Source organism: Noviherbaspirillum sp. FW303-A3 (genome assembly GCF_058788695.1).
Genome location: NZ_JBYTAZ010000001.1, coordinates 4,932,854 through 4,959,833 on the forward strand (window position 1 = coordinate 4,932,854; position 26,980 = coordinate 4,959,833).

General features: G+C 61.7%; 21 protein-coding genes. 14 read left to right on the forward strand and 7 right to left on the reverse strand.

The genetic code is table 11. The features are described 5' to 3' along the window. Positions 1–9: 9 nt before the first annotated feature. From AC3WOY_RS23730 to AC3WOY_RS23795, 14 genes are all read left to right on the forward strand, one after another. Positions 10–537, forward strand: a complete 528-nt coding sequence (locus tag AC3WOY_RS23730) for a DsbE family thiol:disulfide interchange protein (protein WP_492428290.1) — start codon at positions 10–12, stop codon at positions 535–537. Continuing rightward, positions 530–1,000: a cytochrome c-type biogenesis protein gene (locus tag AC3WOY_RS23735; RefSeq protein ID WP_492428292.1), complete on the forward strand. Its 471-nt coding sequence runs from the start codon at positions 530–532 to the stop codon at positions 998–1,000. Before AC3WOY_RS23730 ends, AC3WOY_RS23735 begins: the two co-directional genes overlap by 8 nt. Then, positions 997–2,244 (forward strand): c-type cytochrome biogenesis protein CcmI, encoded by a 1,248-nt coding sequence (gene ccmI / locus AC3WOY_RS23740; protein WP_492428294.1) that lies wholly within the window; start codon positions 997–999, stop codon positions 2,242–2,244. The genes AC3WOY_RS23735 and ccmI overlap by 4 nt, the downstream gene beginning before the upstream one ends. Before the next feature lie 495 nt (positions 2,245–2,739). Further along, the gene (locus AC3WOY_RS23745) at positions 2,740–3,093 is read left to right on the forward strand and encodes a c-type cytochrome (RefSeq protein ID WP_492428296.1); all 354 of its coding nucleotides are present in this window, start codon (positions 2,740–2,742) and stop codon (positions 3,091–3,093) included. Between the two features lie 74 nt (positions 3,094–3,167). Beyond that, entirely contained in the window at positions 3,168–4,112 is a 945-nt protein-coding gene (locus AC3WOY_RS23750; RefSeq protein WP_492428298.1) for a DmsE family decaheme c-type cytochrome, read from the forward strand. 19 nt (positions 4,113–4,131) lie between these two features. Further along, positions 4,132–6,225 (forward strand): MtrB/PioB family decaheme-associated outer membrane protein, encoded by a 2,094-nt coding sequence (locus tag AC3WOY_RS23755; RefSeq protein WP_492428300.1) that lies wholly within the window; start codon positions 4,132–4,134, stop codon positions 6,223–6,225. Positions 6,226–6,456: 231 nt separating this feature from the next. After that, entirely contained in the window at positions 6,457–7,209 is a 753-nt protein-coding gene (gene rquA, locus AC3WOY_RS23760) for a rhodoquinone biosynthesis methyltransferase RquA (RefSeq protein WP_492428302.1), read from the forward strand. A gap of 60 nt (positions 7,210–7,269) precedes the next feature. After that, positions 7,270–7,638, forward strand: coding sequence for a c-type cytochrome (locus tag AC3WOY_RS23765; protein WP_492428304.1), 369 nt, complete (start codon positions 7,270–7,272; stop codon positions 7,636–7,638). Between the two features lie 393 nt (positions 7,639–8,031). Further along, positions 8,032–8,979, forward strand: a complete 948-nt coding sequence (locus AC3WOY_RS23770) for a DmsE family decaheme c-type cytochrome (protein ID WP_492428306.1) — start codon at positions 8,032–8,034, stop codon at positions 8,977–8,979. 17 nt (positions 8,980–8,996) lie between these two features. Further along, entirely contained in the window at positions 8,997–11,252 is a 2,256-nt protein-coding gene (locus AC3WOY_RS23775; protein WP_492428308.1) for an MtrB/PioB family decaheme-associated outer membrane protein, read from the forward strand. A gap of 121 nt (positions 11,253–11,373) precedes the next feature. Continuing rightward, the gene (locus tag AC3WOY_RS23780) at positions 11,374–12,792 is read left to right on the forward strand and encodes a cytochrome c3 family protein (protein ID WP_492428310.1); all 1,419 of its coding nucleotides are present in this window, start codon (positions 11,374–11,376) and stop codon (positions 12,790–12,792) included. Continuing rightward, positions 12,789–13,412 carry a cytochrome b/b6 domain-containing protein gene (locus AC3WOY_RS23785; protein WP_492428312.1) on the forward strand — a complete coding sequence of 208 codons (624 nt, stop codon included), beginning with the start codon at positions 12,789–12,791 and terminating at the stop codon, positions 13,410–13,412. The genes AC3WOY_RS23780 and AC3WOY_RS23785 overlap by 4 nt, the downstream gene beginning before the upstream one ends. 31 nt (positions 13,413–13,443) lie before the next feature. Further along, positions 13,444–13,785 carry a c-type cytochrome gene (locus tag AC3WOY_RS23790; protein ID WP_492428314.1) on the forward strand — a complete coding sequence of 114 codons (342 nt, stop codon included), beginning with the start codon at positions 13,444–13,446 and terminating at the stop codon, positions 13,783–13,785. Between the two features lie 353 nt (positions 13,786–14,138). After that, positions 14,139–15,791, forward strand: coding sequence for a methyl-accepting chemotaxis protein (locus AC3WOY_RS23795; RefSeq protein WP_492428316.1), 1,653 nt, complete (start codon positions 14,139–14,141; stop codon positions 15,789–15,791). A gap of 48 nt (positions 15,792–15,839) precedes the next feature. On the opposite strand, the gene AC3WOY_RS23800 is transcribed toward AC3WOY_RS23795, so the two are convergent. The 7 genes from AC3WOY_RS23800 to AC3WOY_RS23830 form a co-directional block, all read right to left on the reverse strand. Then, a complete protein-coding gene (locus AC3WOY_RS23800; protein ID WP_492428318.1) occupies positions 15,840–16,016 on the reverse strand; it encodes a hypothetical protein in 177 nt (58 codons plus the stop codon). Next, on the reverse strand, positions 16,016–19,213 hold the full coding sequence (locus AC3WOY_RS23805) for an EAL domain-containing protein (protein ID WP_492428320.1): 3,198 nt from the start codon (positions 19,211–19,213) through the stop codon (positions 16,016–16,018). Before AC3WOY_RS23805 ends, AC3WOY_RS23800 begins: the two co-directional genes overlap by 1 nt. A gap of 239 nt (positions 19,214–19,452) precedes the next feature. Then, positions 19,453–21,090 (reverse strand): methyl-accepting chemotaxis protein, encoded by a 1,638-nt coding sequence (locus AC3WOY_RS23810; RefSeq protein WP_492428322.1) that lies wholly within the window; start codon positions 21,088–21,090, stop codon positions 19,453–19,455. Positions 21,091–21,393: 303 nt separating this feature from the next. Beyond that, complete coding sequence (locus AC3WOY_RS23815) at positions 21,394–24,108, reverse strand: putative bifunctional diguanylate cyclase/phosphodiesterase (RefSeq protein ID WP_492428324.1); 2,715 nt, start codon at positions 24,106–24,108, stop codon at positions 21,394–21,396. 145 nt (positions 24,109–24,253) lie between these two features. Next, the gene (locus tag AC3WOY_RS23820) at positions 24,254–24,562 is read right to left on the reverse strand and encodes a c-type cytochrome (RefSeq protein WP_492428326.1); all 309 of its coding nucleotides are present in this window, start codon (positions 24,560–24,562) and stop codon (positions 24,254–24,256) included. Between the two features lie 228 nt (positions 24,563–24,790). Next, positions 24,791–25,834 (reverse strand): c-type cytochrome, encoded by a 1,044-nt coding sequence (locus AC3WOY_RS23825; protein ID WP_492428328.1) that lies wholly within the window; start codon positions 25,832–25,834, stop codon positions 24,791–24,793. A gap of 3 nt (positions 25,835–25,837) precedes the next feature. Then, the gene (locus AC3WOY_RS23830) at positions 25,838–26,974 is read right to left on the reverse strand and encodes a c-type cytochrome (protein WP_492428330.1); all 1,137 of its coding nucleotides are present in this window, start codon (positions 26,972–26,974) and stop codon (positions 25,838–25,840) included. Positions 26,975–26,980 lie beyond the last annotated feature (6 nt).

A 26,980-nucleotide genomic window follows, 5' to 3' on the forward strand; every position in this document is an offset into this window, starting at 1 on the left:
TAGGAAAACATGAAACGCTTTTTGCTACCGCTCGGACTCTTCGTCGGTCTGCTGGTCTTCCTCGGTGTCGGCCTGCGGCTGAATCCGCGTGAAATCCCGTCGCCCTTCATCGGCAAGCCGGCGCCCGCCTTCAAGCTGGCGCAGCTGCACCAGCCGGACAAGACGATCTCGCCGGAGGACATGGCAGGGCAGGTATGGATCCTCAACGTATGGGCATCGTGGTGCGTGTCCTGCCGCGCAGAGCATCCCTACCTGATGGATTTCGCCAAGGCCAACGTCGTGCCGGTCATCGGCCTGAACTACAAGGATGGCCGCATCGACGGCATCAAGTGGCTGCAGGACTTCGGCAATCCGTACGCGCTGTCGGCATTCGACAATGACGGCCGCGTCGGCATCGACTACGGCGTGTATGGCGTTCCCGAGACCTTCGTGATCGACAAGACGGGCGTGATCCGCATGAAGTACACCGGCCCGCTGACGCCGGAAGCGATCACCACGAAGCTGATGCCTTTGATTAAAGAGTTGAAGAGTGCGTAAATTATTGTTCACCCTCCTGCTGGCGGCATCGGCTGCCTCCGCGCAGGTCAAGGAAGCACCGCTTGCCACGGCCAATCCCGAACTGGAAAAGCGCGTGATGGCATTGTCCGAAGAGCTGCGCTGCCTCGTGTGCCAGAACCAGACCCTGGCCGATTCGCATGCCGAACTTGCGATGGACCTGAAGCAGCAGGTGCGCGAGAAGCTGGCCAGCGGCATGTCCGACAAGGACGTCGTCGATTACATGGTCGAGCGTTACGGCGATTTCGTGATGTACCGCCCGCCGATGAAGGGCACGACCTTCCTGCTGTGGTTCGGTCCGTTCGTCCTGCTGATCGGCGGCATCCTGATCCTGGTGCGCAAGCTGTCGCGCCGCCAGGTTCCGCAGGCCGATATGCCTGACACCGAACTCAAGCGCGCAGCCTCCCTGCTCGAAGGCGCGAACGATACGAAGGATAAAGCATGACAGTATTTCTGATTGGCGCCGGGCTGATGATGGCAGCGGCGCTCGCGTTTCTGCTGCCGCCGCTGCTGCGCAAGGAGCAGGCGGTCGACCACGTGCAGCGCGACCAGCTCAACCTGGCCGTGTTGCGCGACCAGCTGCGCGAACTCGAAGCCGACCGTGAGGCCGGCCTGATCGAACAGGCGGCGTACGAAAGCGCGCGCCATGAACTGGAGCGCCGTGTGGCGGAGGAAGTCCTGCCGCAGCAGGCAGCACCCGCGATCGACGGCGGCAAGCGTTGGGCCGCCGGCGCGGTAGGCGTGGCGGTCCCTGTGATCGCCATCTCGGTCTACCTGCTGGTCGGCTCGCCCGAGGCGATGGATCCGGCGCAGCAGCAGGTCGCGGCCGCCCACCAGCAGAATTCGCATGAGGTGACGGCAGAGCAGATCGAAGGCATGGTCGCCAGCCTGGCGGAGCGCCTGAAGAACGAGCCTGACAATATCGAAGGCTGGCATATGCTGGCACGCTCCTACAACGCGATCGGACGCTACAAGGAGGCAGCGGATGCCTACGGCCGCCTGGTGCAGCTCGTGCCGAACGACTCCAACCTGCTGGCCGATTACGCCGATACCCTCGCCATGGCGCTGGGCCGCACGCTGGTCGGCGAGCCGGAAAATCTCGCCGCCAAGGCAGTGCAGATCGATCCGCAGAACGTCAAGGCCATCGCACTGTGGGGAAGTGCTGCGTTCGAACGCAAGGATTATGCGGTCGCCGCCGAGCGCTGGCAGAAGATCATGGCGCAGGTTCCCGCGGATTCCGACGTCGCACGCTCCGTCTCCGGCAGCATCGCCGAGGCGCAGAGACTGGGCGGTATCGCACCGGTGGCGCAGGCCAAACCCGAAGCGCCGAAGGCAGCCGCAGGCGGTGCGAAGGTGACGGGAACGGTGGATATCGACCCGGCATTGCGTGCACAGGTTGCCGACACCGACACGGTGTTCATCTTCGCCCGTGCCGCCGAGGGCCCGCGTTTCCCGCTGGCCGTGCTGCGCAAGCAGGTGAAGGACTTGCCGACCAGCTTCGAGCTCAACGACAGCATGAGCATGATGCCTGAAGCAAAACTGTCGAGCGTGCCCATGGTCGTTGTCGGTGCGCGCGTGTCGAAGAACGGCAGCGCGACACCGGCCCCCGGCGACCTTGAGGGTGTGACCTCTCCGGTTGCGCCGGGTGCTGCAAACCTGAAGATCACGATCAACAGGAAGAACGGTTGATCAACCGCACCACGAAAAGCGCCGCCTTGTAGCGGCGCTTTTTTTTTGCGTCCGCTGTCGTGGACGATGGTGCTTTTCCTCTCGCGGACGGTGCCGTGACAGTGTGAATATGACGGTCTGCGCCGCTGCTTTTTCCTCTGCAATTTCCCTTTTCCGCACGCACGGATGTGCTTTTCCAATGTGATGTTTTTTTGCACGTTTTGACGCAATCGACATCCGCTTTTTGTGACGGTTGATTCATGTCAATGAATACGAAAATTACATGGAATCATGCATCGACGACGCAACATATTTCATTGTGAGAACTAACTTCAGCATATAACCTTCCATCTGTTGGGGATTTATCTGTGAACGCCACATACATCCGCAGCAGGTCGTCGAAACGAGCAGCAGAACCTCTCTTCGTCTCCGCGTTTTCTCCCTGCAAGTCATGTGTCCCTGTGCAGTACAAAGAGCAAATCCATTCCAGTCCCTTTTGAAGGAAGGAACACATTGATGAAATTGACAAGCACAACCAGGATGCTGCTTGCATCCGGCATGATGGCGGGCATTGCGCTGGCAATCTCCCCGTCCGTCCATGCGGTGGATGCCGCCGCTGCGGAAAAACTCGCGCGACAGGAAGGTTGCCTGCGTTGCCACGGCATCGACCGCGCGAAGGACGGTCCCTCGTACAAGGAACTCGCAGCCAAGCACAAGACCAAGCCCGATGCGGAGGCGAAGCTGATCAAGCACCTCTCCAGCGGCATCAAGGTCAAGTTCGAAGACGGCCACGAGGAAGACCACAAGATTCCGAAGACCAAGGACCCGGAGCAGATCAAGAATCTGGTCCAGTGGATTCTTTCGCAGTAAGCAAGGTAATGCCACGACGGCGGTGAGGTGAGGGAAGCACCCGCCCCGCATCAAGCACAATCAGGGAGAATACAATGAAATTCTGGCAGAAGATCGCCACGTCGCTGGCGATGCTCGCCGGTCTGGCGGCGGCACTACCGGCACAGGCGGCCGAAGGCAGGAAGCACTCGCAGGCCGACATGATGCGCGAGCTGCGCGCGGAAGACGCCGTTTGCACGCGGTGCCACGACCAATCCGAAAAGAACCCCGTGCTGTCGATCTACCAGACCCGCCACGGCGTCAAGGCTGACCAGCGCACGCCGTCCTGCCAGTCCTGCCACGGCACGAGCGACGCGCACGTCAAGAACACCGCCAATACCCCGGTCCGTCCCCCGGTCGATTTCCTCGGCGCCAAGGGCAAGGCCACGACCAAGGATGTGGAATCCTGCGTCGGCTGCCACAAGTCCGGCATCCGCTCCCACTGGTCCGGCAGCGCCCACGAGGCCGCCGACGTGCTGTGCACGAACTGCCACCAGATGCACACCCACCAGGACAAGGTGCGCGAGAAGAACACCCAGCCGGAAGTCTGCTTCACCTGCCACAAGGAGCAGCGCGCGCAATACAGCCGCCCGTCGCGCCACCTGACCAAGGACGGCAAGATGGTGTGCTCCGACTGCCACAACCCGCACGGTTCCGCCGGTCCTCGCCTGATGCAGCGCGACAGCGTGAATGCGACCTGCTACACCTGCCACATGGAGAAGCGCGGCCCGTTCATCCGCGGCCACCAGCCGGCACAGGAAGACTGCTCGCTGTGCCACAACCCGCACGGCAGTACACAGCCCAACCTCCTGAAGGCACGTCCGCCGTTCCTCTGCCAGCAGTGCCACGAGCCGGCCACCCACCAGGGACGCAATGCGACGTTCAACGGCGCCGGCACCGCCAACAACGTGCTTGCACGCGGTTGCGTGAACTGCCATACCAATACGCACGGCACGAACAACCCGGCCAACCTCGCCAACGAGCGCACGCAGCGTCGTTAATGCAGAAGGGGAAATGAACATGAAGAAGCAAACGCAATTTGGATTTCCTCTTTCCGCCATCGCGGCTGCGGTCATCGGCGCATACATGCCCGTTGCCGCCCATGCCAACGAGGAAATCGACCAGCTCACGAAACCGCAAAGCACGATCGCCATCGGCGCCGGCTATCTGACCAAGGACGCACCGCGCTTCGGCATCTACAGCGGACTGGATGAAGAGGGCGCCTATGGCCTGTTGAATGTCGACCTGATCAAGCGCGACGACAGCACCGGCACGTGGATCAAGTTCAAGGGAAGGAATCTCGGACTGGAAAGCCGGGACATGCGTCTCTCGCATGAGCGCCAGGGCGACTGGGCGTATTACCTGGATTACAGCGAAATGCCGCGCTTCGAGCCGTACACGGTCAACACGGCGGTCACCGGCATTGGCACGCCGAACCTGACGATTCCTTCGACGGCAGCCGCAGTTGAAGTGCCGCTGCACCTGAAGATGAAGCGCGAGGCGCTCGGCCTCGGCTACAGCAAGATCCTCGGCAACGGCTTCGACCTGCTGGTGCGCGTGCGCAACGAGGAAAAGGACGGCGCGCGCGTGTTCGCACGCGGTACTGCCGGCGCGGTGTCCGCGTGGGAGTTCGCACCGGAACCAATCAACTCGACCACCCGTCAGCTCGATGCGATCCTCGGTTACACCACCGAGAAGCTCTATCTCGCCGGCAGCTACTACGGCACCTGGTACAACAACCACAACACTGCATTGAACATTGCCGGCGGCAACGCCGCCCTGTCCACCTTCAATGTCATCGGCCTGCCGCCCGACTCGCAATCGCACCAGCTCGCGCTGAGCGGCAACTACACCTTCACGCCGGCGACGAAGGCAACCTTCAAGGCCGCGTACAGCCGTGCCACGCAGGACGACACCTTCCTCAGCGGCGTCGTGGTGACACCCGGCATTTCGCCCACCGGCAACCTCGACGGACGCATGGACACGACCCAGCTGCAGGCGGGTATCACGTCGCGTCCCACGTCGAAGCTGTACCTGTTGGCTGACGCACGTTACGAGAACCGCCACGACAAGACGCCCATCCGCCTGTACACCAATGCGGGCGTGACGCCGACGTCGAGCTTCAACGGCGAGAACGAGCCGCGTTCGATCAAGACCCTGAACAGCAAGGTGGAAGCCAGCTACCGCCTGCCCATGGACCTGCGCGTCACCGGCGGCATCGACTACGTGGAGAAGGAGCGCAACACCTCCGCGATCCGTGCGGTCAGCTTCCGCGACAAGACCGAGGAAGTCTCGTACCGTGCCGTGCTGCAGCGTTCGATCTCCGATACGGTCACCGGCTCCATCGGCTACATCCACAGTGACCGCGACGGTTCGGATTTCCGCACCAACGTGCTCAACTGCGGCGCGGTGACCTGTACCAACGGCGCGACGACGGCGTCGGCCTTCAACCTGATCGCGCCCTTGCACTTGTCCGACCGCAAGCGCGACAAGCTGCGCCTGTCGCTCAGCTGGAACCCGGTCGAAGCGTTCTCCATCCAGTTCCAGACCGAGCAGACGCGTGACGACTATGCGCACCGCACGGTGGACGAGTTCGGCCTGCGCGACGGCACGTCGAAGAACCACTCGATCGATGTCGCGTACACCATCACCGACGAGTGGCAGGCCAATGCCTGGGTATCCCAGAACGAGACGGTGGCCAACCGCGCAAGCCGCAATGGTCCGGCCGGGGCAACGCAGCTTTGGGCGTCGACCCTGGTCAACGACGGCAAGTCCTTCGGTCTTGGCGTTCGTGGGAAGCCATTCTCAAAACTGGAAATCGGCGCCGACGTGAGCCATTCGGACATCAACGATGTTTACGAACAGCGCGCGGTCACGGGCACCGGAATCGCCTCGCTGCCGAGCTTCTACACGCGCCAGAGCACCTTCAAGCTGTTCGGCATCTATGCGCTGGAAAAGAACTCTAGCCTGCGCCTGGACTACATCTTTGACCGTTACTCCACCAATGACTGGACCTGGTCGCAGTGGGTCTACACGGACGGCACGTTCCTCGCCCAGCGTCCTCGCCAGAACGTGAATTTCGTTGGAATCACCTATATCTACCGGTTCTACTGAAACCCCTCGGGCACACAAAGAAGAGCGGGGCAGTCGCGAGACGCCCCGCTTTTTTCATCTCGAGCGCAGAAAATATCTGGTGCAATTCTTGCTTGCGGGAAAGTGGCGGATATTGCAATTTTTGTCTTGACCCGGCGTTTTATGTTGCCGGCCCGCAGCGGTTTTGGAAATGCAGAGCATTTAACCAAGCGGAACGACCCGTTCTGCCAGCCCATTTCAAGGAGACTTCGGATGACTGATTTGGTAACGGACAAGGTGGATATGGCTGATATCGCGCATTCAGAACCGGTCGAGTTCGACAAGACGCCGGTGCGGGTTTCGGTGCCGGCCTATCTGCAGAAGATCTACTGGTGGGCCTATGTCCACCCGAATGCAGTCAAGGTGTTCGAGCGGGAATGGCTGGTCAACCTGATTCTCTTCGGTAATTACTCCGGCTTGCGCGACGCCGCCCTGGAGGACATCGGCATGCAGGCGGAAGGCAAGACCTTGCAGGTGGCATGCGCCTACGGCGACCTCACGCCGACGCTGCGCGAACGCATCGCGGACGACGGCCAGCTGCATGTGATCGACGTGCTGCCGATCCAGTTGCAGAACCTCAAGCGCAAGCTGCCGCCCGACACGCGCATCTCTCTGTTCCAGCGCGATTCGGCTGCGCTCGGTTTCGCCGATGCGAGCTATGAGCGCGTCCTGGTGTTCTTCCTGTTGCACGAACAGCCCGAGGCCGTGCGCCGCCGCACCCTGGAAGAGGCATGCAGGGTGGTCAAGCCGGGCGGCAAGGTCATCATCGTCGATTACCACGGTCCGGACGACTGGAACCCGGTGCGCCATCCGCTGCGCGCGCTGCTGCGCAGGCTCGAACCGTACGCCGACGACTTGTGGAAGAACGAGATCACTTCGTATCTCCCGGAGGACATCGCATTTTCAACCATCGAGAAAACGACTTATTTTGGCGGGCTCTACCAGAAAGTGGTGTTGACCCGCTAGTCATAGAGAGGGGCCGTGCACACGCGGCCCCATGCAACCATGGAAGCACAAGGAAGTGTCATGAGTATTGCCATTGCAAAGCGTATGGCCGCCGCAGCCGCGGCCGCTGTCATGTTGATGTCTGTCGAAGCGATCGCTGCCGATGCAGAGCCGGCCGCTGTTGTCGACGAGGAGGCGGCGTTCGGGCTCGCGCGCCGCGAAGACTGCCTGAAGTGCCATGCGGTCGACAAGAAGAAGGATGGCCCCTCGTACAAATCGATCGCAGCCAAGTACAAGGGCAAGCCCGATGCCGAGGACAAGCTGACCAAGCACCTCACCACCGGACCGGTGGTAAAGACAGCGGCAGGGGACGAGGACGAACACCGGATTCCCAAGACAAAGGACGAGAAGGAACTGAAGAACCTCATTCGTTGGATTCTGTCGCGTTGATGCTCCTTGCGGTGAGTGTCTGCCATCGTTGACATGGATCAATGAAAGCCTAATCCGATTACCGGGGCTGCAACGAACTGCCTTCTTGTGGTTGTGTAGCAGTTTCCAGAGGGATACCCTTATAAGCGTTAGGGTCAAGTAACAGAGATCGCACAACACCTCGCCTCCCAGTTGTCCGCAGTATTTATCCCGCAGGATTCGATGAATCAGAACGGCTCCATGCGTGGAGCCTGAACTGCTTTACTGCAAATGCATGGCGAAGAGGCGATGGGCAAGGAAATTGCTGCAAGACCAGGCTGAAGAAGTGTGGTTTCGCTGCATCAGAGGCATGGCAACACGAAGTATCGACGCGATGTCTTCGGGGTTTAGAACGGAAATTTAAGGGGATCCAAGATGAAACTATGGCAAAAAGCAGCAGCCCTCGCGGCGCTGACACTGGGAATGGGGATAGGCGGACCGGCCTTTGCGGCCGATGATGCCAAGAAGCCGCAGAAGGACCTGGTCCTGAAGGGCGATGCCCGCTGCACCGCCTGCCACGACGAGGCTGACGAACCGAAGCTGCTTGCCATCGGCAAGGGCAAGCACGGCATCAAGGGCGACCCGCGCACCCCGACCTGCCGCGACTGCCACAAGGACAGCGACAAGCACGCCGACTACAAGGGCAAGGACAAGCCGCCCAAGACCGACATCTACTTCTCCAAGGATTCCACCGTTCCCGTCAAGGATCGCGATGCCGTTTGCCAGTCCTGCCACCAGGGCGGCAACCGCATGCACTGGGAAAGCAGCGCCCACTCCGCCAACGGCGTGACCTGCACCTCCTGCCACAAGGTCCACACCCAGCACGACAAGGTGCGCGACAAGAAGGAACAGACCGAGGTGTGCTTCTCCTGCCACAAGACCCAGCGCGCCGAATCGCACAAGGCTTCCCATCATCCGATGAAGGAAGGCAAGGTCGCCTGCTCCAGCTGCCACAACACCCACGGCTCCACCGGTCCGAAGCAGCTGATCAAGAACACCGTCAACGAGACCTGCTACACCTGCCACACCGAGAAGCGCGGTCCGTTCCTGTTCGAACACCCGGTCGCCAGCGACAACTGCATGAATTGCCACAACTCGCACGGCTCCAACAATCCGTCCCTGCTGAAGGCCCGCCAGCCGTACCTGTGCAGCCAGTGCCATGACTTCACCCAGCACCCTGGCAACCCGTACAGCGGCCGCGGCCTGCCGACCACCGCAGGCGGCACTGCGCCGGCCCAGCAACTCCTGCTCCGCAGCTGCGCAAGCTGCCACACGCAGGTCCACGGCACGAATCATCCGTCCGGCGCACGCTACACACGCTAATCGCGAAGGAGAAAGACATGTTTACCAAGTTTGAACCGCATAATCGGACGAAATTCGTACGCACCATCCTCGCGGTTTCCATTGCATCCATCGGATCGGCAGCGTGGGCCGAAGATGACGAAGTCCGTGAACTGATCACCCCGACCAGCACCGTCGAAGTCGGCATGGGCTGGGTGTCCGACAGCAGCTACAAGTTCGGCGACTACACCGGCCTGAACCGCTCCGGCGCGCACCTGATCGGCAACATCGAGCTGAACCGCCGCTTCAACGACGGCCCGGGCTACTTCATGCTGAATGCCCGCGATCTCGGCCTCAACTCGCGCAGCCTCGACATCGAGACGGGCGAGCAGGGCAACTACGGCTTCCGCCTGTCCTATGACGAGATCCCGAAGCTGTTCTCGGACAGCTACCAGACCCCGTTCACCAACCCGGGCAGCACCAACCTGACGCTGCCGACCGGCTTCGTGCGCGGCGCGACCACGGCCGCGATGTCGACGCTGAACGCCAGCATGCGTCCCTTCACCGTCGAGTCCAAGCGCGAAGCGATCGGCCTCGGCTTCGGCAAGCAGCTGCCGCAGGGCTGGGACGTGGACCTGCGCGTCAAGCGCGAGCACAAGGATGGCAACCGCTTTACCGCGGCCGTCATCGGCAACAGCGGCGGCAATCCGCGCGCGGCCATCGTTCCGGAACCGGTCAATTACACGACCGACGAGATCGAGGCGCTGGCACGTTATGTCGACAAGAAGCTGCAGATGCAGTTCGGCTACTACGGCTCGTTCTTCCGCAACCAGAACAACAGCCTGACCTGGGCCAATCCGTTTGCATCCTCGGTGTGGGTCGCCGCCACGACGCCTGGCGTATCCGCCTACAACCAGGGCTCGCTCGGCCTGCCGCCGGACAATCAGTTCCACCAGGTAAGCGCGTCCGCGGGCTATACGCTGACCAAGGACACCCGTGTGTCCGGCAGCTTCAGCCTCGGCCGCATGCTGCAAAACGACGCCTTCCTGCCGTACACCGTCAACCCGGCGCTTGCAGCAACGGCGACGCCGCTGCCGCGTTCGTCGCTGGACGGCCGCATCGACACCACGCACCTGGACATGAAGATCACGTCCAAGCTGATGCCGAAGCTCGGCTTCCACGCGCTGTATCGCTATGACGAGCGCGACAACAAGACGCCGCAGGCGCAGTACGCCTATATCGGCGGTGACTCGCAAAGCCAGGCAGCCGCAGGCCTGGGCAAGGTGCGCACGAACCTGCCGGGCAGCAGCAGGAAGCAGCAGATCGATGCGGAGCTGGATTACCACTACAGCACCAGCACCACGTTCAAGCTCGGCTATGACTACGAATGGGCGAAGAAAACCTTCGAGGCCATCAAGGACGAGCGCGAGCACACCATCAAGGCGGACGTGCACCAGCACTTCAACGACATGGTGTCCGGCGGCTTCGGCTACGCGTACTCCGACCGCAAGACCTCCGAGTACGACGCATCCGCGCCGTTCATCGCGGGGTTCTCGCCGGCCTACGTGACAACGCAGTTCAACGCTGCGCTGCCGCTGAACGGCCTGTGGGACAACGTCCCGGCCCAGAAGAAGTTCTTCATGGCGCCGCGCAAGCGCGACAAGATCAAGGCCTTCCTGAACGTCACGCCGGCCGAGAACATCGACCTGCACATGGACGTCGACTACAAGGATGACGACTACCATGCGTCGCAGTATGGCCTGCAGCGCGCGACCGGCTGGGCAGTCAACCTGGATGCCTCGTTCCGTGCGACCGATGCGCTCTCCGGCCACGTGTTCACCTCGTTCGACCGTTACAGCACCGGTCAGCGTTCCATCGCGCTCGGCGGCAATCGCGCCAACGTGACCAACCCCGGCTTCGACTGGACGGCAGGCATCGTCGACCGTACGGTCTCCTTCGGCGCGGGTGTGCGCTACACACCGGCTCGCAAGTATGAAGTCGGCGGCGACCTGGTGCGTGCGAACTCCACCGGTAGCGTCACCGTCTGGACCGGCCCGTCGATCGCGGCCGCGCAGCAGGCAACCCCGCTGCCCGACCTGAAGACCAGCCTGCGCCGCCTCGATCTCTTCGGCACCTACAAGCTGCAGAAGGATGTCGCGGTCAAGGTGAAGTACATCTTCGAGCGTTACAGCTCGGCTGACTGGTCGATCGACCAGGTGGCGCCGGCCACGATGGCCAACGTCATCGGGACCAACGAAGTCAGCCCGAACTACAACGTGCATTTCGTCGGCGTATCGCTTTCTTATCAGTTCTAACCCGGCTCGGGTGCGGCCACTGGCCGCACCCGTCATGCCCCCCACTTGATGTGCGTCAATTTCTGGCGCGAAATTTGCATATCCCGGGCGGCAAAAGCATACCGGCCACACCCAGGACATCATGAATACCCTGTCTGCACTCCGAAAAAAAATCACGGGGCCGCTTCGCACCCTGAAAGCATGGATGGTTGCCGCCGCCGTCTGTACGGCCGGCGCGCTTGCTGTCGTGCCGGCTGAAGCCGCTTCCCACAAGATGGACAACGCCAGCTGCCAGGATTGTCATAGTGGCAAGAAAGGCAAGCTCGAAGCCAAAGGCGCCGATGGCGAAAAGCGGGAATTGTTCGTTATCGAAAATGAGAAATTCGGTAAAGGCGTCCACGCGAAGATGGAATGCGTGGCATGCCACACCGAAATCGTCGACAGCAAGGCCAACCACAAGATCGATCCCAAGGCCAGGAAGCCCGACTGCGCAAGCTGCCACGAGGACCTGTGGGCCAAGGCGAAGAAAGACAACAAGGCCAAGGAGAAAGCGCGCCTGGGCACGGTCGTCGAAAACATCGACGCCTACAAGAAATCTTTCCACGCGAAGGAAAACCAGGACGACGAGACCAAGGTCAACGCGACCTGCTCGCAGTGCCACAACACGCATACCTTCGACATTCCCCCCAAGGACACGGAAGCGCGCAAGGAATGGCGCCAGACCGAGCCGGCCTCATGCGGCAAGGGGTGCCACGACGACCAGCTTGAGGAATTCGAAGGCTCCATCCACGGCGAAAAGCTGATCGATGAAGGCGAAAGCAAGGCCGCGACCTGCTCGGACTGCCATACCGCCCATTCCGTCGGCAATACCTCGGCTGTGACCTTCAAGCAGAAAGTGCTGGAGTCCTGCGGTGATTGCCACGACGACCAGTTCAAGTCCTACGAGCGCACCCAGCACGGCAAGCTTGCCACCCACGCAGGCGGCAATACCGTCCGCTGCATGGATTGCCACGGCAGCCACGGCATCTTCCTGGTGACCAAGCTGAAGGACCCGCGCAAGATGGTCGCGCAGGACAACAAGATGTGCATCTCCTGCCATACCTCGGACAAGAAGTTTGAAAAGTTCGCGCCGATGAAGACGGGTGGCAAGGCGGGCGAGAAGGTCGAGCGTCCCGACCTGGACGAACAGCACAAGTGGTTGCCGAACACCAAGCTGCACTGGCAATCGGTGCGCTGCATCGACTGCCACACCTCGGCCGAGCCGGGCCTGTCGCACGAGATCCTCGGCGAGAAGAAAGCCGAGCGCATGTGCGTGACCTGCCACACCAAGGATTCCCAGCTGGCAACGCGCCTGTACCGTCACCTCGCGGACGATGAAAAGCAGAAGTACGGTTTCGCCAACAGCGTCATCCTGTCGAACTCGTATGTCATCGGCGCGACGCGCCACCCGCTGCTCGACACGCTCATCCTCGCCATGGCGGCGCTGACTTTCCTCGGCGTCCTCGGCCACGGCCTGATCCGCTATCTGGGTGCAAAGAAAAGAAGGAACAACACAAAATGAGTGAACGCATCTATCTGCTGCCGCTGTGGCTGCGGCTCTGGCACTGGACGAACGCCTTCCTGATCATCACCCTGTCGATCACCGGCATCAGCTTGCACTTCGCGGCGCCGGGACGCTTCCTGGTGGAGTTCTCGCTCGCGGCGCGCATCCACGACATCGCCGGCATCGCGCTGGCCTGCGCGTATTCGTTCTACTTCATCATGAACATCTTCACCGGCAACGGGTTGCAGTACTTCCCGCGCTCGCCGGTGATCGCGGGCTGCATCAAGCAGGCGAGGTTCTACATGTGGGGCATCTTCAAGGGCGAGCCGCATCCGTATGCCGTGACGAAGGAAACGAAGTTCAATCCGCTGCAGGCGCTGCTGTACTGGATCATCATGTACATGGTGCTGCCGGTCGTGATCATCACCGGGCTGATTTACTTCTTCCCGAGCGTCGCGCCGGACAAGCTGTTCGGCATGGACGGCCTGTTGCCGGTGGCGTTCCTGCACTACGCGAGCAGCGCCGCGATTTTCCTGTTCCTGATCGGCCATCTCTATCTCGCCACTACCGGCGAGAAGCCGACCTCGATGATCAAGATGATGCTCACCGGCTGGCACGAACACAGCGAGCATCATTGATTCAGTGTTTGATTTTTTTAGGAGTAACGCCATGAAATCGATCGCCATGAAACTGGCCCAAGTGTTTGCCCTCAGCGCCGCGCTGTCCGCGCCGGCCTTCGCCGCGATGTCCGAAGCGGATGTCGAGCCTTACCTGAAGAAGCAGGGCTGCATGAAGTGCCACGCGATGGACAAGACCAAGAAAGGCCCGTCCTTCAAGAAGCTCGCCGAGAAGTTCAAAGGCAAGCCGGACGGCGAAGCCAAGATCATCAAGAACCTGACGACCAGCCCGACGGTGAAGCTGGAAGACGGCACCGAGGAAGAACACAAGGAAATCGAAACCAAGGACAAGGGTGACCAGAAGGCCATCGCCAACTGGATCATGACCCGCTGATTGACCTTCCTGCCCGGCTCTAAAGGGCAGGATCCGGCTTCCGCCCACGGCGGAACCTGGACAAAAAGAAGGTCAACAGACCCGCACAAGAACCGCAGCGATAGCAGCGTTCGGGACCGGCGTGCCGGTCCTTTTTCATTTTTCGGCCGCGATGCATGGTTGGCATTGCCAACTGCAAATTTCCTGAGCTGAATCAAATTGCCGTGTGGAAACCGTTTTTTCCGTAATCCAGCCGTAAGCTAATACCCATAACTTGTTCATGGGCAATATTTTTCTGCCCCTGCGAGCATTTTTTGTCTTCTGCAGCATGTGTGATGAGACAAAGACTTCGCAGCACAAACAAGGAGGAGACGATGCTTACCAACATGACTTTCACTATCGGCAAAAAGCTCGGAGTGCTGGCTGCCACTGCGGCGTTTGGCATTCTTTCGCTGATTGCCTTCTTTGTCGTCACCGAGCGCGCGCTGGTGCTGGAAGAGCGCAAGGCCAGCGTGCGCCAGGCGGTTGAAGCGGCGCACAACATCCTTGTCTACAACCATAGCCTGGCGGCGAAAGGCGTCATGAGCGAGGAGGATGCCAAGCGCAATGCGATGGCGACCATCAAGGCCTTCCGCTATGGCGATGGCGAATACTTCTGGATCAACGACATGCAGCCGAAAATGGTCATGCATCCGATCAAGCCGGAGCTGGATGGCAAGGATCTGTCGCAGAACAAGGACCCCAAGGGCAAGCTCCTGTTCATGGAGTTCGTCGACACGGTGAAGAAGCGCGAAGCGGGCTTCGTGTTCTACATGTGGCCGATGCCGGGCAGCGACGTGGATGTCGAGAAGGTGTCGTATGTGAAGGGATTTTCGCCCTGGGGCTGGGTGGTCGGCTCGGGTGTCTACCTGGACAAGATCAATGCCATGGTGGTGAAGCGTTCATTCAGTTTCCTGATCTTCGCGTTCATCATCATGGGCGTGCTGCTCGTCATCTGCTATTTCGTGTCGCGCAGCATCACCCGTCCGATGGGACATGCGATCCGGGTTGCGCAATCGGTTGCGGCAGGCGACCTCTCGACGAAGATCGAGGTGCGCAACCGCAATGAAACCGGCCAGCTCATGCAGGCGCTCAAGGACATGAACGCCAGCCTGGCGCGCACGGTCGAGCAGGTGCGCACCGGCGCCCACACGATCGCCGCCGCCTCCGGCCAAGTCGCGGCAGGGAATTTCGATCTGTCGGCCCGCACCGACATGCAGGCGCGGGCGCTGGCCGATACCGCCTCCACGATGAAGCATCTGACGGACACGGTCGATCAGAATGCCGACAGCGCAAGGCAGGCGAACCAGCTCGCGGCGTCCGCGTCCGAGGTGGCGATCAAGGGCGGCTCGGTGGTCACGCAGGTGATCGAGACCATGGGGTCGATCAACGATTCGTCCAAGAAGATCGTCGATATCATCGGCGTCATCGACGGTATCGCCTTCCAGACCAATATCCTTGCGCTCAACGCCGCCGTCGAAGCGGCGAGGGCAGGGGAGCAGGGCAAGGGCTTCGCGGTGGTGGCGACCGAGGTGCGCAACCTGGCGCAACGCAGTTCCGCCGCCGCCAAGGAAATCAAGGCGCTGATCGGCGACTCGGTGGAGAAGGTCGATATTGGCAGCCGGCTGGTGGATCAGGCCGGCGCGACGATGGATGAGATTGTCGCCAGCATCAGGCGCGTGACCGACATCATGAGCGAGATCACGGCCGCCAGCCAGGAGCAGAGCAACGGCATCGAGCAGGTCAACCGTGCGGTCGCCGAAATTAACGAGGTCACCCAGCAGAACGCGCAGCTGGTGGAACAGGCTGCCGCCGCCGCCGAAAGCATGCAGGAAGAGGCGGGCAGTCTTGCCGGACTGATCAATGTGTTCAAGTTCGGCGATGGTACGGCGCACGCAACTGCGGTCGTCACACCCTTGCGCCAGGCCGAGTCGAGGCAGCTTGTGAAGAACGACGCAGGCAGTCTGCGCCGGATCGCAAACGGATAAGGAATACCCGGCAGTTCTTCCCGTTTCCCGAAAGGGAGACGGGCTTTTTTACAGTTTTGTCGCGCTGAACAGGCAGCCCTGGTGGTTGCAGCGCGGCAGGGCCTGGTTGTCAGCCTGTCCGCCGGCCGGAAGCAGCGGACGCGTGCAGTAAGACAGAAGATGATTCAGTTTCACCCATTCAGGGCGGCATGCCGATGGGGTATCGAGAGTCTGGATCGGGATCATTACGCTTCCTTGATCTGATGTTCTGCTGCAGGCTGCAGCCGTGTGTCGGAAGTCAGCAGCGAAAGCACGTCGTCGCCGCTCACCGGACGGCTGAACAGATAGCCCTGCATCATGTCGCATGCATATTCCTTCAGGAAGGCCAGCTGCTCCTGTGTTTCCACGCCTTCCGCGACCACCTTGAGCTTCATGCTGTGGGCCAGCGCAATGACCGCAGTGACGATTGCGCGGTCATCGGGGTCGGTGTGGATGTCGCGCACGAAGGACTGGTCTATCTTCAGGATCTGGATCGGCAGGCGCTTGAGGTAGGACAGCGAAGAGTAGCCGGTACCGAAATCGTCGATCGAGATCTGTACGCCCATCCGGTGCAGCTTGTCGAGGATGGCGGCCGTCTGCGACGTGTCTTCCATCAATATGCCTTCGGTCAGTTCTACCTCGAGAAGTTCCGATGGAAGGTCGAGATCGCGCAGGATGTCGGCGATCGTTTCCGCCAGATCGCCCTGGTGGAACTGGCGCGCAGAGAGGTTGACGGCGACGCGCATGGGCATGCCCGCCTGCTGCCACGCCTTGGCTTGTGTGCACGCGGTACGCAAAATCCATTCGCCGATCTGCACGATCATGCCGGTTTCTTCCGCCAGCGGGATGAACTGGGCGGGTGAAATCATGCCGAATTCCGGATGGCGCCAGCGGATCAGCGCTTCCGTGCCATGGATGCAACCGGTGACGACATCGACCTGCGGCTGGTACTGAAGCATGAACTCGTTGCGATCGACCGCCCAGCGCATCGCGCTTTCGAGGCGCAGGCGATTCATCATTGCGGCGTTCATGTCGTCGGTGAAGAACTGGAAGTTGTTGCGGCCCAGGTCCTTGGCGCGGTACAGCGCGATGTCGGCGTTCTTGATGAGCGCCTCGGCGTCGGCGGCATCGTTCGGGTAAAGCGTCACGCCGATGGAGGTGGTGACATACAGCTCATGGCCGAACAGGTTGAACGGCTCCTTGAGCACGTCGAGCAGTTTTTCCGCCATGCGCGCCATGTCTTCCGGCTGCTGCACTTCAAGTGCGATGAGGGCGAATTCGTCGCCGCCCATGCGCGCCAGCGTGTCGCCCTGGCGCGTGCTGTTGAGCAGGCGTGCGGCCACGGCCTTGAGCAGCGCGTCGCCGATCTCGTGGCCCAGCGTGTCGTTGACCGTCTTGAAGCGGTCGAGGTCGAGCAGCATCAGCGCGAAGGCATTGTCCTTGCGATGGCGCAGGGCGGCGGCCTGGTGCAGGCGGTCGTTGAACAGGCGACGGTTGGGCAGGCCGGTCAACGGATCGTGGAAGGCGAGGTGACGGATGGTCTGTTCCGTCTGCTTGCGCTCGCTGATGTCTTCCGTGACCGCGACGAAGTGAGTGATGTTGCCCTGTTCGTCCTTGAGCGGCGAGATCGCTTCCAGGCACCAGTACATTTCGCCGTTCTTCTTGGTGTTGTGCAGCTCGCCGGTCCATTCCTTGCCGGAGGTAATGGTTTCCCACATGCGCTTGTAGGTTTCCGGATGGGTTTCGCCCGACTTGAGCACGCGCGGCGTCTTGCCGATCACTTCCGCCGCGGTATAGCCGGTGATCCTGGTGAACCACGGATTGACGTATTCGATGATGCCGAAGCGGTTGGTGATCATGACGGCGTTCGCGCTCTGTTCGACGGCGCGGGAGAGCTTGCGCAGGTTATCCTCGGTCTTCTTGCGCTGTGCCTCGCGTTCGATGTTCTCCAGCGCGAAAGAGACGTCCTCGGTCATTTCCTCGAGCAGGCGCAGCTGCGCTTCATCGAAGTAGTCGGCTTCGCGCGCATACAGGCTGAACATGCCGACCACTTGCCCGCCGGTGCGCAGCTGCAGGAACACATGCGAATGGAAGCCGGCGGCTTGTGACTGGGGGCAGATGGCCGACCAATGGGCATGCTCCTGCACGACGCTGCTGCACACCTTGAAAATCGCGCCGTTGAGGGCGTCGAACTTGGTGGACAGGCAGGCGTGGATGGTTTCGTCGCACTCGGGCAGGAGCATGTCCTGTCCGCATTTCGCGGTCCAGTGCCAGCCTCCGGTCACCGGGTCGATCAGCGCGATCCGTGCCAGCGGAAAGCCGCCGAGTTCGACGGCGACGTGGCAGATTTCGTCGAGCAGCTTGTCGCGATCGGCAATCCGGACGATGGCGGCATTGGTATGGCTGAGCACGCTGTAGAGCCGGTTGATGTGCGCGAGGGCATGCTGGGCACGCTCGCGCTCGGCGACTTCATTGGTCAGGGTGCGGTTCGCCTCGGCGAGGTCCTGCGTGCGCTCGGCGACTTCGCGGCGCAGCAGCAGCGGTTGCTTGAACGTGGCATGGGTGAACATGGACACGAGCGTGCTTGCCAGCAGTACACCGCCGATCAGCAGCCAGGTCAGGGATGGCTCCAGCCAGCCTTCCGTGGGAGCGATGCGGAGCAGCCATTTGCTGTTCGGGATATCGAGCTCGCGCACGACGGGATCATTGAAAACGGTGTTGCCGGAGCGCGCAAAGATGTGCAGCGCCCCATTGGGTGAGCGCACCTGGGCCAGTTCGTATTCGTAGCCGGCTTTGGCCAGTTCGGACAGGCCGCTGCGCTCGATCAGTTCCGGCACGCCGATCACGGTGGTGGCAAATCCCCAGAACTGCTCCGTGCTGTTGCTCTCCTGCAGGAAGATCGGCAGGCGGCCGATGACGGCATGGCCGCCCTGCAGGAGTTCGACCGGGCCGGCAAGGGTCAGCTTGCGGGTCTGGACTGCGAGGAACGCTTCCTTGTTGCGGTTCGGATCCTTCAGCAGGTCGTGGCCGATGACCTGCGCATTCCCGACAAAGGGAACGACGTGCGAAACAACGCCGCCCTTGGCCAGCTGCAGGCTGCTGATGCCGCCATACATCTTCAGCATCTCGGACGCCAGCGCATCGAAGTTGTGGATGGTGCCGCCTCCCTGGCGGAGGACCGAGGCGAGGGCGTAGGTGCTGGACAGGCAGTGGTTGAGGCGTTCCTGCAACGCGGAGGCATGGTTGGCCGCGATGACTTCGGCCTCCTTGTGCTGCTGGACGACATGCAGATGCGAATACAGCAGGAAGAAGGTCAGGCCGAGGAGCATTGAAAAGACAAACGACAGAGCGGTGAACATGCGCAGCCGGAAGCCGAGCTTGGCCTCGTCCCTGGTTTGGCCCATCAGAGCATTTACTATTCCATTCATTCTTCCAGGCTCCGTGGCGTACTGCAGGCTGTGCAAAACTGGCAACCCCGAGCCCGGGAGGGCAGGGGGAGGTCGTTCAAATTCCGGTCATTCCCTGAACATTCCACGAAACGTGGCAGCCTATCTTTTATTCATGCAAAAGGTGGCTCTTTTTAAAGCATAGTTCATGCCTGCCGGAATGTTTACCCGCCGGCAGGCGCCACGTTCAGCCGGGTTTATGCCGCCAGCCGCGGCTGTTCCGGCCTGACCGGAATGGCCATGACATTCCGGCCATCCGGCGGCAGGCCGTTCGACACCTCGCGCAGGCGGAACACGCTGACCATCTGTGCCAGTTTGGCCGCCTGGTTCTGCAGCGATTCGGCGGTCGATGCCTCTTCCTCCACCAGGGCGGCATTACGCTGGGTGACTTCATCCATCTGCGCGATCGCCTGGTTGACCTGCTCGATACCCGAGCTTTGCTCCTGGCTGGCCGTGGTGATCTCGCCCATGATGTCTGTCACGCGCCTGACGCTGGCCACGATCTCGTTCATGGTCTCTCCGGCCTGATCCACAAGGCGCGCGCCGTGGTCGATCTTGTCGACGGAATCCGAAATCAGGTCCTTGATTTCCCTTGCCGCCGCCGCCGAACGCTGGGCCAGTTGCCGCACCTCGGCCGCCACCACGGCGAAACCCTTGCCTTGTTCGCCAGCGCGCGCCGCCTCGACGGCAGCATTGAGCGCGAGGATATTGGTCTGGAAGGCGATGCCGTCGATGACCGCGATGATGTCGACGATCTTGCGCGCCGAGTCGTTGATCGAGCCCATCGTTCCCACCACCTGCGAAACCACGTTGCCGCCCTTGACCGCGACTTCCGAGGCGGATGCCGCCAGTTGATTGGCCTGGCGGGCATGGTCGGCGTTCTGCTTGACGGTGCTGGTCAGCTCTTCCATCGCCGACGCCGTTTCCTCCAGCGAGCTGGCTTCCTCTTCGGTGCGCGCGGCCAGGTCGATGTTGGCGGCGGCAATCTGGCTGGAAGCGGAGGCGATCGTGTCGGTCCCCTGGCGCACCTGGCTGACGATGCCGAGCAGGCCATTGTTCATCTCGCGCAAGGCGCGCAGGAGCTGGCCGGTTTCATCGGTGGTCTTGACCTCGATGTTACTGGTGAGGTCGCCGGATGCGACGGTGTTGGCGATGGCGACCGCACGTTCGAGCGGCCGGGTGATGCTGCGCGCGATCAGCACGCAGATCGTCAGCAGGATGCCGGCCAGGAACATCGCGCCGGCAGAGAAGGAGGCAAGGCGGCTGACAAAGGTTTCCTGCACGTTGTCCATGTAGATGCCGGAACCGATGACCCAGCCCCAGGGAGCGAAACCCTTGACGTAGGAGACCTTGTTTCCGAGTTCCTCGCTGCCCGGCTTGGCCCACATGTAGGGCACGAAGCCGGCGCCGTCGGCCTTGACGACCTTGAGCATTTCCTGGAACAGGAGCTTGCCGGTCGGGTCTTTGTTGGCGGAGAGGTCGGCGCCGTCCAGTTCGGGCTTGAACGGGTGCATGACCATGCGCGGATGCATGTCGTTGATCCAGAAATATTCCTTGCCGCTGTAGCGCAGCGTCCTGATGGTGTCCATCGCCGCGCGCTTGGCGTCCTCTTCGCTCATTGCGCCTTTGGCGGCCTGTTCATGGAAACGCGCCACGATGCCGTGGGCCGTCTCCACTGTCTGGCGGACGCTGGCCTCGCGCTCGCTCACGATGAGCTTGCGCTCGGATTGGAGGAATACCGCCGTCAGGATGACGATGCCCAGCGTGGCGCAGGCGGCCAGCAGCCACAGTTTTTTTGCAATGTTCAGTTGCAGCAGTCTCTCAAGTTTTGCCATGGTTCTTGTTTTTCCTTGTTTTTGTACTTCGATGTGGGAGTTACTTCATGCAGCGAGTCTTTCGGTTGGTACGGGTTCAAGATCGTTCATCAGCCGGCGTGCATCCAGCAGCCGGATGGAACGCCGTCCCAGCTGTGCGTTCCCGATGAAGGCCGCTGGCAGCGGCAGCAACATGCGACTGTGCCACGCGCGGGGGGGCGCGCAGGGCGAATCTTTGCTTGTCATGCAACAAACAGGCCAGATGTGACGCGCCGGGGCAGCATGGGCGGGGCTGCGTGCCGGCGGAAGCTGGAGCGGCCCCGCTTATGCGGGTACCGCCTTGGGTTTGCCTTCCGCGATCAGTTTTGTCGCGCTTTCTGCGGGAACCGGGCGGCCGAGGAGGTATCCCTGGCCGACGATGCCCTTGTATTGCTTCAGCAGATGGAACTGTGATTTATCCTCGATACCTTCTGCCACCACGCGCAGGCCAAGCTTGTTGGCCATGGCAACGATGGCGCCGACGATGGCTGCATCGTCCTGGTCGGTCGCCAGGTCGCGCACGAAGGTGCGGTCGATCTTGAGCGCATGGATCGGCAGCTTCTTCAGGTAAGCCAGCGAGGAGTGACCGGTACCGAAATCATCGATCGAGAATTGTACCCCCAGCTCGGCGAGCTGGTGCATGATCGCGATGCTCGTTTCCAGGTTCTGCATGACCACGGTTTCGGTGATTTCCAGCTCGAGGCAGAAGTGCGGCAGGCCGCTTTGCTGCAGCGCGGCCGATACCTGCTTGACCAGGTCCGCAGACTGGAACTGGCGGCCGGACAGGTTCACCGCCATCAAGCGGTGGCCCGGGAATGCGTGCCGCCATTGCTGCGCCTGGGCGCATGCCGTGTGCAGGACCCAGTCGCCGATCGGGACAATGAGGCCGGTTTCTTCCGCAATGCTGAGGAAGGCATCCGGCGCCAGCAGCCCGCGCTCCGGATGGCGCCAGCGCAGCAGCGCCTCGAAGCCGAGAAGCTTGCCGCTGTCGCAATCGAACTGCGGCTGGTAATGCAACTCCATCTCGTCGCGTTCCAGCGCCTTGTGCAGCGCCGTTTCCATCGTCAGGCGCTGGCTGGCGGCATTACCCAGGCCTTCGTCATACAGCTCGAACCAGGAGCCGCCGGCGCCCTTGGCCCGGTACATCGCCATGTCCGCATTCTTGAGCAGGATCTCGATGTTGTTGCCGTCTTCCGGATAGACGCTGATGCCGATGCTGACCGACACGAAGACTTCTTCACCGTTCAGGGAGAAGGGCGGACGGAAGGCGTCCAGGATCTTTTGCGCGACGTTGCCGGCATCCTTGCCGTCGGCGATTTCCGAGAGGACGATGGTGAACTCGTCCCCGCCCATGCGCGCCACCGTATCCGACTCGCGCACGCTGCCGCGCAGCCGGTGGGCCGCCTGCTGCAGCAACTGGTCGCCGGCGTCGTGGCCCATGCTGTCGTTGATGAGCTTGAAACGGTCGAGGTCAAGGAACATCACCGCGAAGTGGACATCCTTGTGGCGCTTGGCCATGCCCAGCACCTGGTTCAGGCGGTCGGTGAACAGCACGCGGTTGGGCAGGTCGGTCAGCTGGTCGTAGTACACCTGGTGCAGGATGCGTTCTTCGGCCGACTTGCGCTCGGAAATGTCGCTGAACACGCCCACGTAATTGCAGACGTTGCCGTGATCGTCGACGACGCGGCTGATATTGAGCCATTGCGGATAGATATCGCCGTTCTTGCGGATATTCCAGATCTCGCCCTGCCATTTGCCCGTTTCGTGGATCGAGCGCCACATTTCGTCGTAGAACTCGCGCGACTGCCGGCCTGAGCTGAGCAGGCGGGGATTGCGGCCGAGGACTTCTTCGCGCGTATAGCCGGTGATGACTGTGAACGCGCTGTTGACCGTGAGGATGTCGCCGTGGGCGTCGGTGATGGCGATGCCTTCGAGCGAATTCTCGAAAGCCTGGTTGGCCAGCCGCATCGATGTCTCGGCGGTCTTCCTGCGGGTAATGTCGCGGATGGTCAGCTGGACAGTGGTCCGTTCGCCGAGGAGGGCGACGTCGATCGCCAGTTCGGCGGGGAACTCGCGGCCGTCGGCAGACTTGAAGTGCCACTCGAAACGCTGCGATCCGGACTTGAGGCTGCCTTCCAGGCGGGTGCGCAGTGCGGGGCCGGAGAGCGTGCCGTCGGGCTGGCGCTCGGGCTGAAGACGTTCCAGCTCGACGTCGGACTCGACCGGAACGGGCGGCAGCGCAAACAGCTTGAGCGCCGCGCGATTGACGTCGGTAACGCGCCCGGCGCTGATCAGGAGGACGCCGTCGTTGCTGGCTTCGAACAGGGTGCGGAACAGCGTGTGCTCGCGGTTGAGCTCTGCCGACTTGCGCCGCCTTTCCATCGATTCCCGATAGGTCAGCCAGGCGGTGAAGCAGAAGAAGACCGTTGCCAGCAAGGACATGCCCAGCAGCGTGTTGCGCGCAAGGCGGTTGTCGGCGACGGCTTTTTCGTAGGCTTGCTGTTCGGCCTGGATGGCTGCAGGAGTGAATTGGTGCAGCGTCGAGATCAGCTGGTTGTACAGCGGCAGGGTGGTGTGGGTGTGGAAACGGTAGGCTTCTGCGGGATCGGTCGCCATCAGGGTCATCGCGTGCTGCCTGCTGGAAATCACACGGGAATGCAGATGGGCGACATGGGCCCAATGCTCGCTGTGTTTCGAATCCCGCTGGAGGCGCGTCAGCAGCGTATTGAGGCCGGTGTCGACTTGGTGGAGGGTTGCCTTGTCCCCGGCGGTCAGTTGCTGCTTTTTCAGTGCATCGACGAACACGGCCTGGCAGCGCAGCATCAGGCGCTCGACCTCGGACACGTCCTTGAGCACGGAACCGCTGCTGCGGTAGAGCTGCTCGAGATCTTGTTCACCCTGGTACAGGCCCCACCAGCCGATGTTGCTCATGAAGAAGCCCGACGCCGCGCCCACCAGGAACATGATCAGGAGGAGGTTTGATACGATCAGCTTGCGCATGGTGGTTCCCATGGTGTGTAGCGTCGTGCGGCTGCTTGATGCTCTTGCGGACCGGTACTGAGAATTCAATGCCGGTTCGTAAAAGGACGGAACGCATGGCCGTGAGAGGGGGAGGAAAGCGCGTTGCGCTTTCCTCTGTGCCGAATTACTTCGACTGGGCAACCATGTACGCGACGGCTGCAGTCACGTCTGCATCGGACAGGCCGCTGTTGCCGCCCTTGGCCGGCATTACGCCCTTGCCCTTGATGGCGGCAGCGTTCATGGCAGCGTTGCCCGCGGCGATGCGCGGTGCCCAGGCTGCCTTGTCGCCGAGCTTCGGTGCGCCGGCTGCGCCGGTACCGTGGCATGCTGCGCAAGTGGCATCGTAGACTGCCTTGCCGTCAGCGGCAAAGGAATGACCAGCCACGACCAGCAGGCCAGCGGCAACGGCGGTACCGACAAAACTCAGTTTCATATCTTCTCCTAGGGATTAAAGCAAAAAAAGGGGTATTGCAAAGCGGGAAACAGCGGGTACTCTGCGCTTGCTTAAACGCAATAAATATGCCAATGACATTGCTATATGGAAACGTGAGGCTGCGCGGCAATGACCCTTGTCTGGATCAATTGATTCCCAAAAACGATAATTGCTTGGTGGAATATTTCCAATTACAGGAAATGGCCGGACGGCCGGAGCCGCCCGGAATCAGGGTTTCTGCGGAGCGGAAGGCTGGGTCGGATTGCCGCCGACCGGATGGAAGGCGCGCGAGATGTAGGCGATCAGTGCATCGATGTCGCTGTCGCTCAGGACGGACTTCCAGGCCGGCATCGATGTGTTGGGCAGGCCGTCCTTGATCACGCCGGTGAGGCGTTCGGCGGTCATGGCCGACATGAATTCCGGCGCCGTGAGGTCGCGCGGATGCGGCTCGAGGAAGGTGCCGATCCAGTTGCGTCCGGTGCCGTCGGCCGCATGGCAGAAGGCGCAGTTCTGCTGGTACAGCCCTTCGCCTTTCTTTTCCTTTGCCGTCAGGCCGGCAATCTTCGGTGCGCGGTCGTGGATGTGATAGGGCGTCGCACTCGACACGCCGTCCACCTGCTTCGGCGGCCAGTCGCCCGGCTGGAATCCCATGCGCGGGTAGGACAGTGCGCGCGAATCCCACGGCATGCCTTCATTGTTGACTTTCGCGCGGTCGTGGCAGCTGATGCAGGCGGTCATGAAGAGCTTGCGGCCGGCGCGCTGCTCGGGCGTCAGCTTGTCTGCCGGCGTGTCCAGGGTGACCTGGCCGGTGGCGAACGGGAAGGCGGCGGCGTAGCGTTCATGGTCGGGCCAGCCGTTTTCCTTGGTGTGATAGGCCGTATTGCGTGCCTTGGAGATCATGAACTCCTGGCGGACAAAGTCGGTGACGGCGGCGATCTCGTGCGGCGGAAGGATGTCCGCAAAGCCTTTCATCGCGGTGCCGGGACGGCCGTGCGTGACGGTCTCCAGCATCTTCTCGCGGCTCAGCTGCGCCGGCGACACCTTGGTGAAATCCCTCGGGCGCGGCGACAGATAGGTACTGGCAAGCGTCTGGGCATCCCCGGAATAGCCGTGGCAAAAATAGCAACGGAAATTGTACACCTTGCGGCCGAGTTCAAGGACTTCTGCCTTTGGCGCGATCTCGCCCTCTGTCGTTGCCGCCCCTTGGGAGGCGGTCCGGTCGGAGCAGGCTGCCAGCGACAGCAGCAGCCCAAGCAATGCCAGTAATTTCATTCTTTACTTCGCCGCCTTTGCGGTATCTGCCGGCTTGATGAAGCGCGTGAACACGAATTCTGCCACGTCAGCGATTTCCTGGTCGGTCATCACCTTGCCCCATGCCGGCATTTCGGTACCCAGCTTGCCTTCGCTCGTCGCCTTGAAGATCGCCGGACGGTTGAGGTCGGCGCGGGCGGCGTCATGCAGGAAGTTGCGCGGCTTCGGATTGATGAAGTAGGCGCGCGGACCGCGACCGTCGCCGGTAGCGCCATGGCAGGTCGAGCAGTTGCTCATGAAGAAGGCAGCGCCCTTGGTGGCATCGCCCTTGAGGCCCTTGGGCATCGGGGCGTTCATGTTGACCGGCGCGGCCGGCTTGGCTGCGGGCGCCGGTGCTGCGGCTGCGGCCTGTGGTGCGGCTGCATCCATTGCCGGCAGGTGGCCGCGGTTGCCCGAGGTGGTGCCTGAAATGCCGGCCGTGTTCGACGATGCCATGAAACCCGTGCGGACGTAATCGACCACCGCCTGGATGTCCTTTTCGCTGAGCTGCGACTTGAAGCCGACCATTGCCGTTTCCGGGCGGCCGAAGGTGACCGATTTGATCATGCGTTCGCGCGACAGTTCGGCTCGCGCGGCGGCGTTGGTGAAGTCGCGCGGCGGGGGCATGAGGCTGCCCGAGGCGCGGCTCTTGCCGTTGCCGCGTTCGCCGTGGCAGACGGAGCAGTATTCGGCGTAGATTTTGCGGCCCCGGTTGTTGGTATCCGAGGATGCCGCCGGCATGAAGGTGGCGCGGACATAGTCGACCACGCCTTCGATTTCCTTTTGCGTGAGCTGCGATTTCCACGGAGTCATGGCAGTGCCCGACTTGCCGTTGGCCACCGCAGCGATCATCTGTTCACGCGTCAGCATGTGGGCGACACCGGGGTTCGTGAAGTCCTTCGGCGGCGGAACCATGCTGCCCTTGGCGCGGCTGTCGCCGTCACCGCGGTCGCCGTGGCAGACGGAGCAGTAGTTGTGATAGATCGCCGCCGGCGACATCGCTTTTCCACTCTTGTCGCCCGACGGCGCGGCAACGGCCTGCGAAATGCCTGTGAGGCCGAGGAGGAGCAGGCTGGCTGCGCTGATGAGGAAGTGTCCGGCGAGCATGGTGTGTTTTGTCATGTCTGG

What these genes read in the sequence shown, in the direction of transcription:
- AC3WOY_RS23800 (WP_492428318.1), bottom strand. Translation starts at nt 16,016, where the DNA reads ATGATCCCGATCCAGACTCTCGATACCCCATCGGCATGCCGCCCTGAA.
- AC3WOY_RS23730 (WP_492428290.1), top strand. Translation starts at nt 10, where the DNA reads ATGAAACGCTTTTTGCTACCGCTCGGACTCTTCGTCGGTCTGCTGGTC.
- AC3WOY_RS23775 (WP_492428308.1), top strand. Translation starts at nt 8,997, where the DNA reads ATGTTTACCAAGTTTGAACCGCATAATCGGACGAAATTCGTACGCACC.
- AC3WOY_RS23790 (WP_492428314.1), top strand. Translation starts at nt 13,444, where the DNA reads ATGAAATCGATCGCCATGAAACTGGCCCAAGTGTTTGCCCTCAGCGCC.
- AC3WOY_RS23785 (WP_492428312.1), top strand. Translation starts at nt 12,789, where the DNA reads ATGAGTGAACGCATCTATCTGCTGCCGCTGTGGCTGCGGCTCTGGCAC.
- AC3WOY_RS23810 (WP_492428322.1), bottom strand. Translation starts at nt 21,090, where the DNA reads ATGGCAAAACTTGAGAGACTGCTGCAACTGAACATTGCAAAAAAACTG.
- AC3WOY_RS23830 (WP_492428330.1), bottom strand. Translation starts at nt 26,974, where the DNA reads ATGACAAAACACACCATGCTCGCCGGACACTTCCTCATCAGCGCAGCC.
- AC3WOY_RS23805 (WP_492428320.1), bottom strand. Translation starts at nt 19,213, where the DNA reads ATGGGCCAAACCAGGGACGAGGCCAAGCTCGGCTTCCGGCTGCGCATG.
- ccmI (WP_492428294.1), top strand. Translation starts at nt 997, where the DNA reads ATGACAGTATTTCTGATTGGCGCCGGGCTGATGATGGCAGCGGCGCTC.
- rquA (WP_492428302.1), top strand. Translation starts at nt 6,457, where the DNA reads ATGACTGATTTGGTAACGGACAAGGTGGATATGGCTGATATCGCGCAT.
- AC3WOY_RS23755 (WP_492428300.1), top strand. Translation starts at nt 4,132, where the DNA reads ATGAAGAAGCAAACGCAATTTGGATTTCCTCTTTCCGCCATCGCGGCT.
- AC3WOY_RS23825 (WP_492428328.1), bottom strand. Translation starts at nt 25,834, where the DNA reads ATGAAATTACTGGCATTGCTTGGGCTGCTGCTGTCGCTGGCAGCCTGC.
- AC3WOY_RS23780 (WP_492428310.1), top strand. Translation starts at nt 11,374, where the DNA reads ATGAATACCCTGTCTGCACTCCGAAAAAAAATCACGGGGCCGCTTCGC.
- AC3WOY_RS23815 (WP_492428324.1), bottom strand. Translation starts at nt 24,108, where the DNA reads ATGCGCAAGCTGATCGTATCAAACCTCCTCCTGATCATGTTCCTGGTG.
- AC3WOY_RS23795 (WP_492428316.1), top strand. Translation starts at nt 14,139, where the DNA reads ATGCTTACCAACATGACTTTCACTATCGGCAAAAAGCTCGGAGTGCTG.
- AC3WOY_RS23765 (WP_492428304.1), top strand. Translation starts at nt 7,270, where the DNA reads ATGAGTATTGCCATTGCAAAGCGTATGGCCGCCGCAGCCGCGGCCGCT.
- AC3WOY_RS23820 (WP_492428326.1), bottom strand. Translation starts at nt 24,562, where the DNA reads ATGAAACTGAGTTTTGTCGGTACCGCCGTTGCCGCTGGCCTGCTGGTC.
- AC3WOY_RS23745 (WP_492428296.1), top strand. Translation starts at nt 2,740, where the DNA reads ATGAAATTGACAAGCACAACCAGGATGCTGCTTGCATCCGGCATGATG.
- AC3WOY_RS23750 (WP_492428298.1), top strand. Translation starts at nt 3,168, where the DNA reads ATGAAATTCTGGCAGAAGATCGCCACGTCGCTGGCGATGCTCGCCGGT.
- AC3WOY_RS23770 (WP_492428306.1), top strand. Translation starts at nt 8,032, where the DNA reads ATGAAACTATGGCAAAAAGCAGCAGCCCTCGCGGCGCTGACACTGGGA.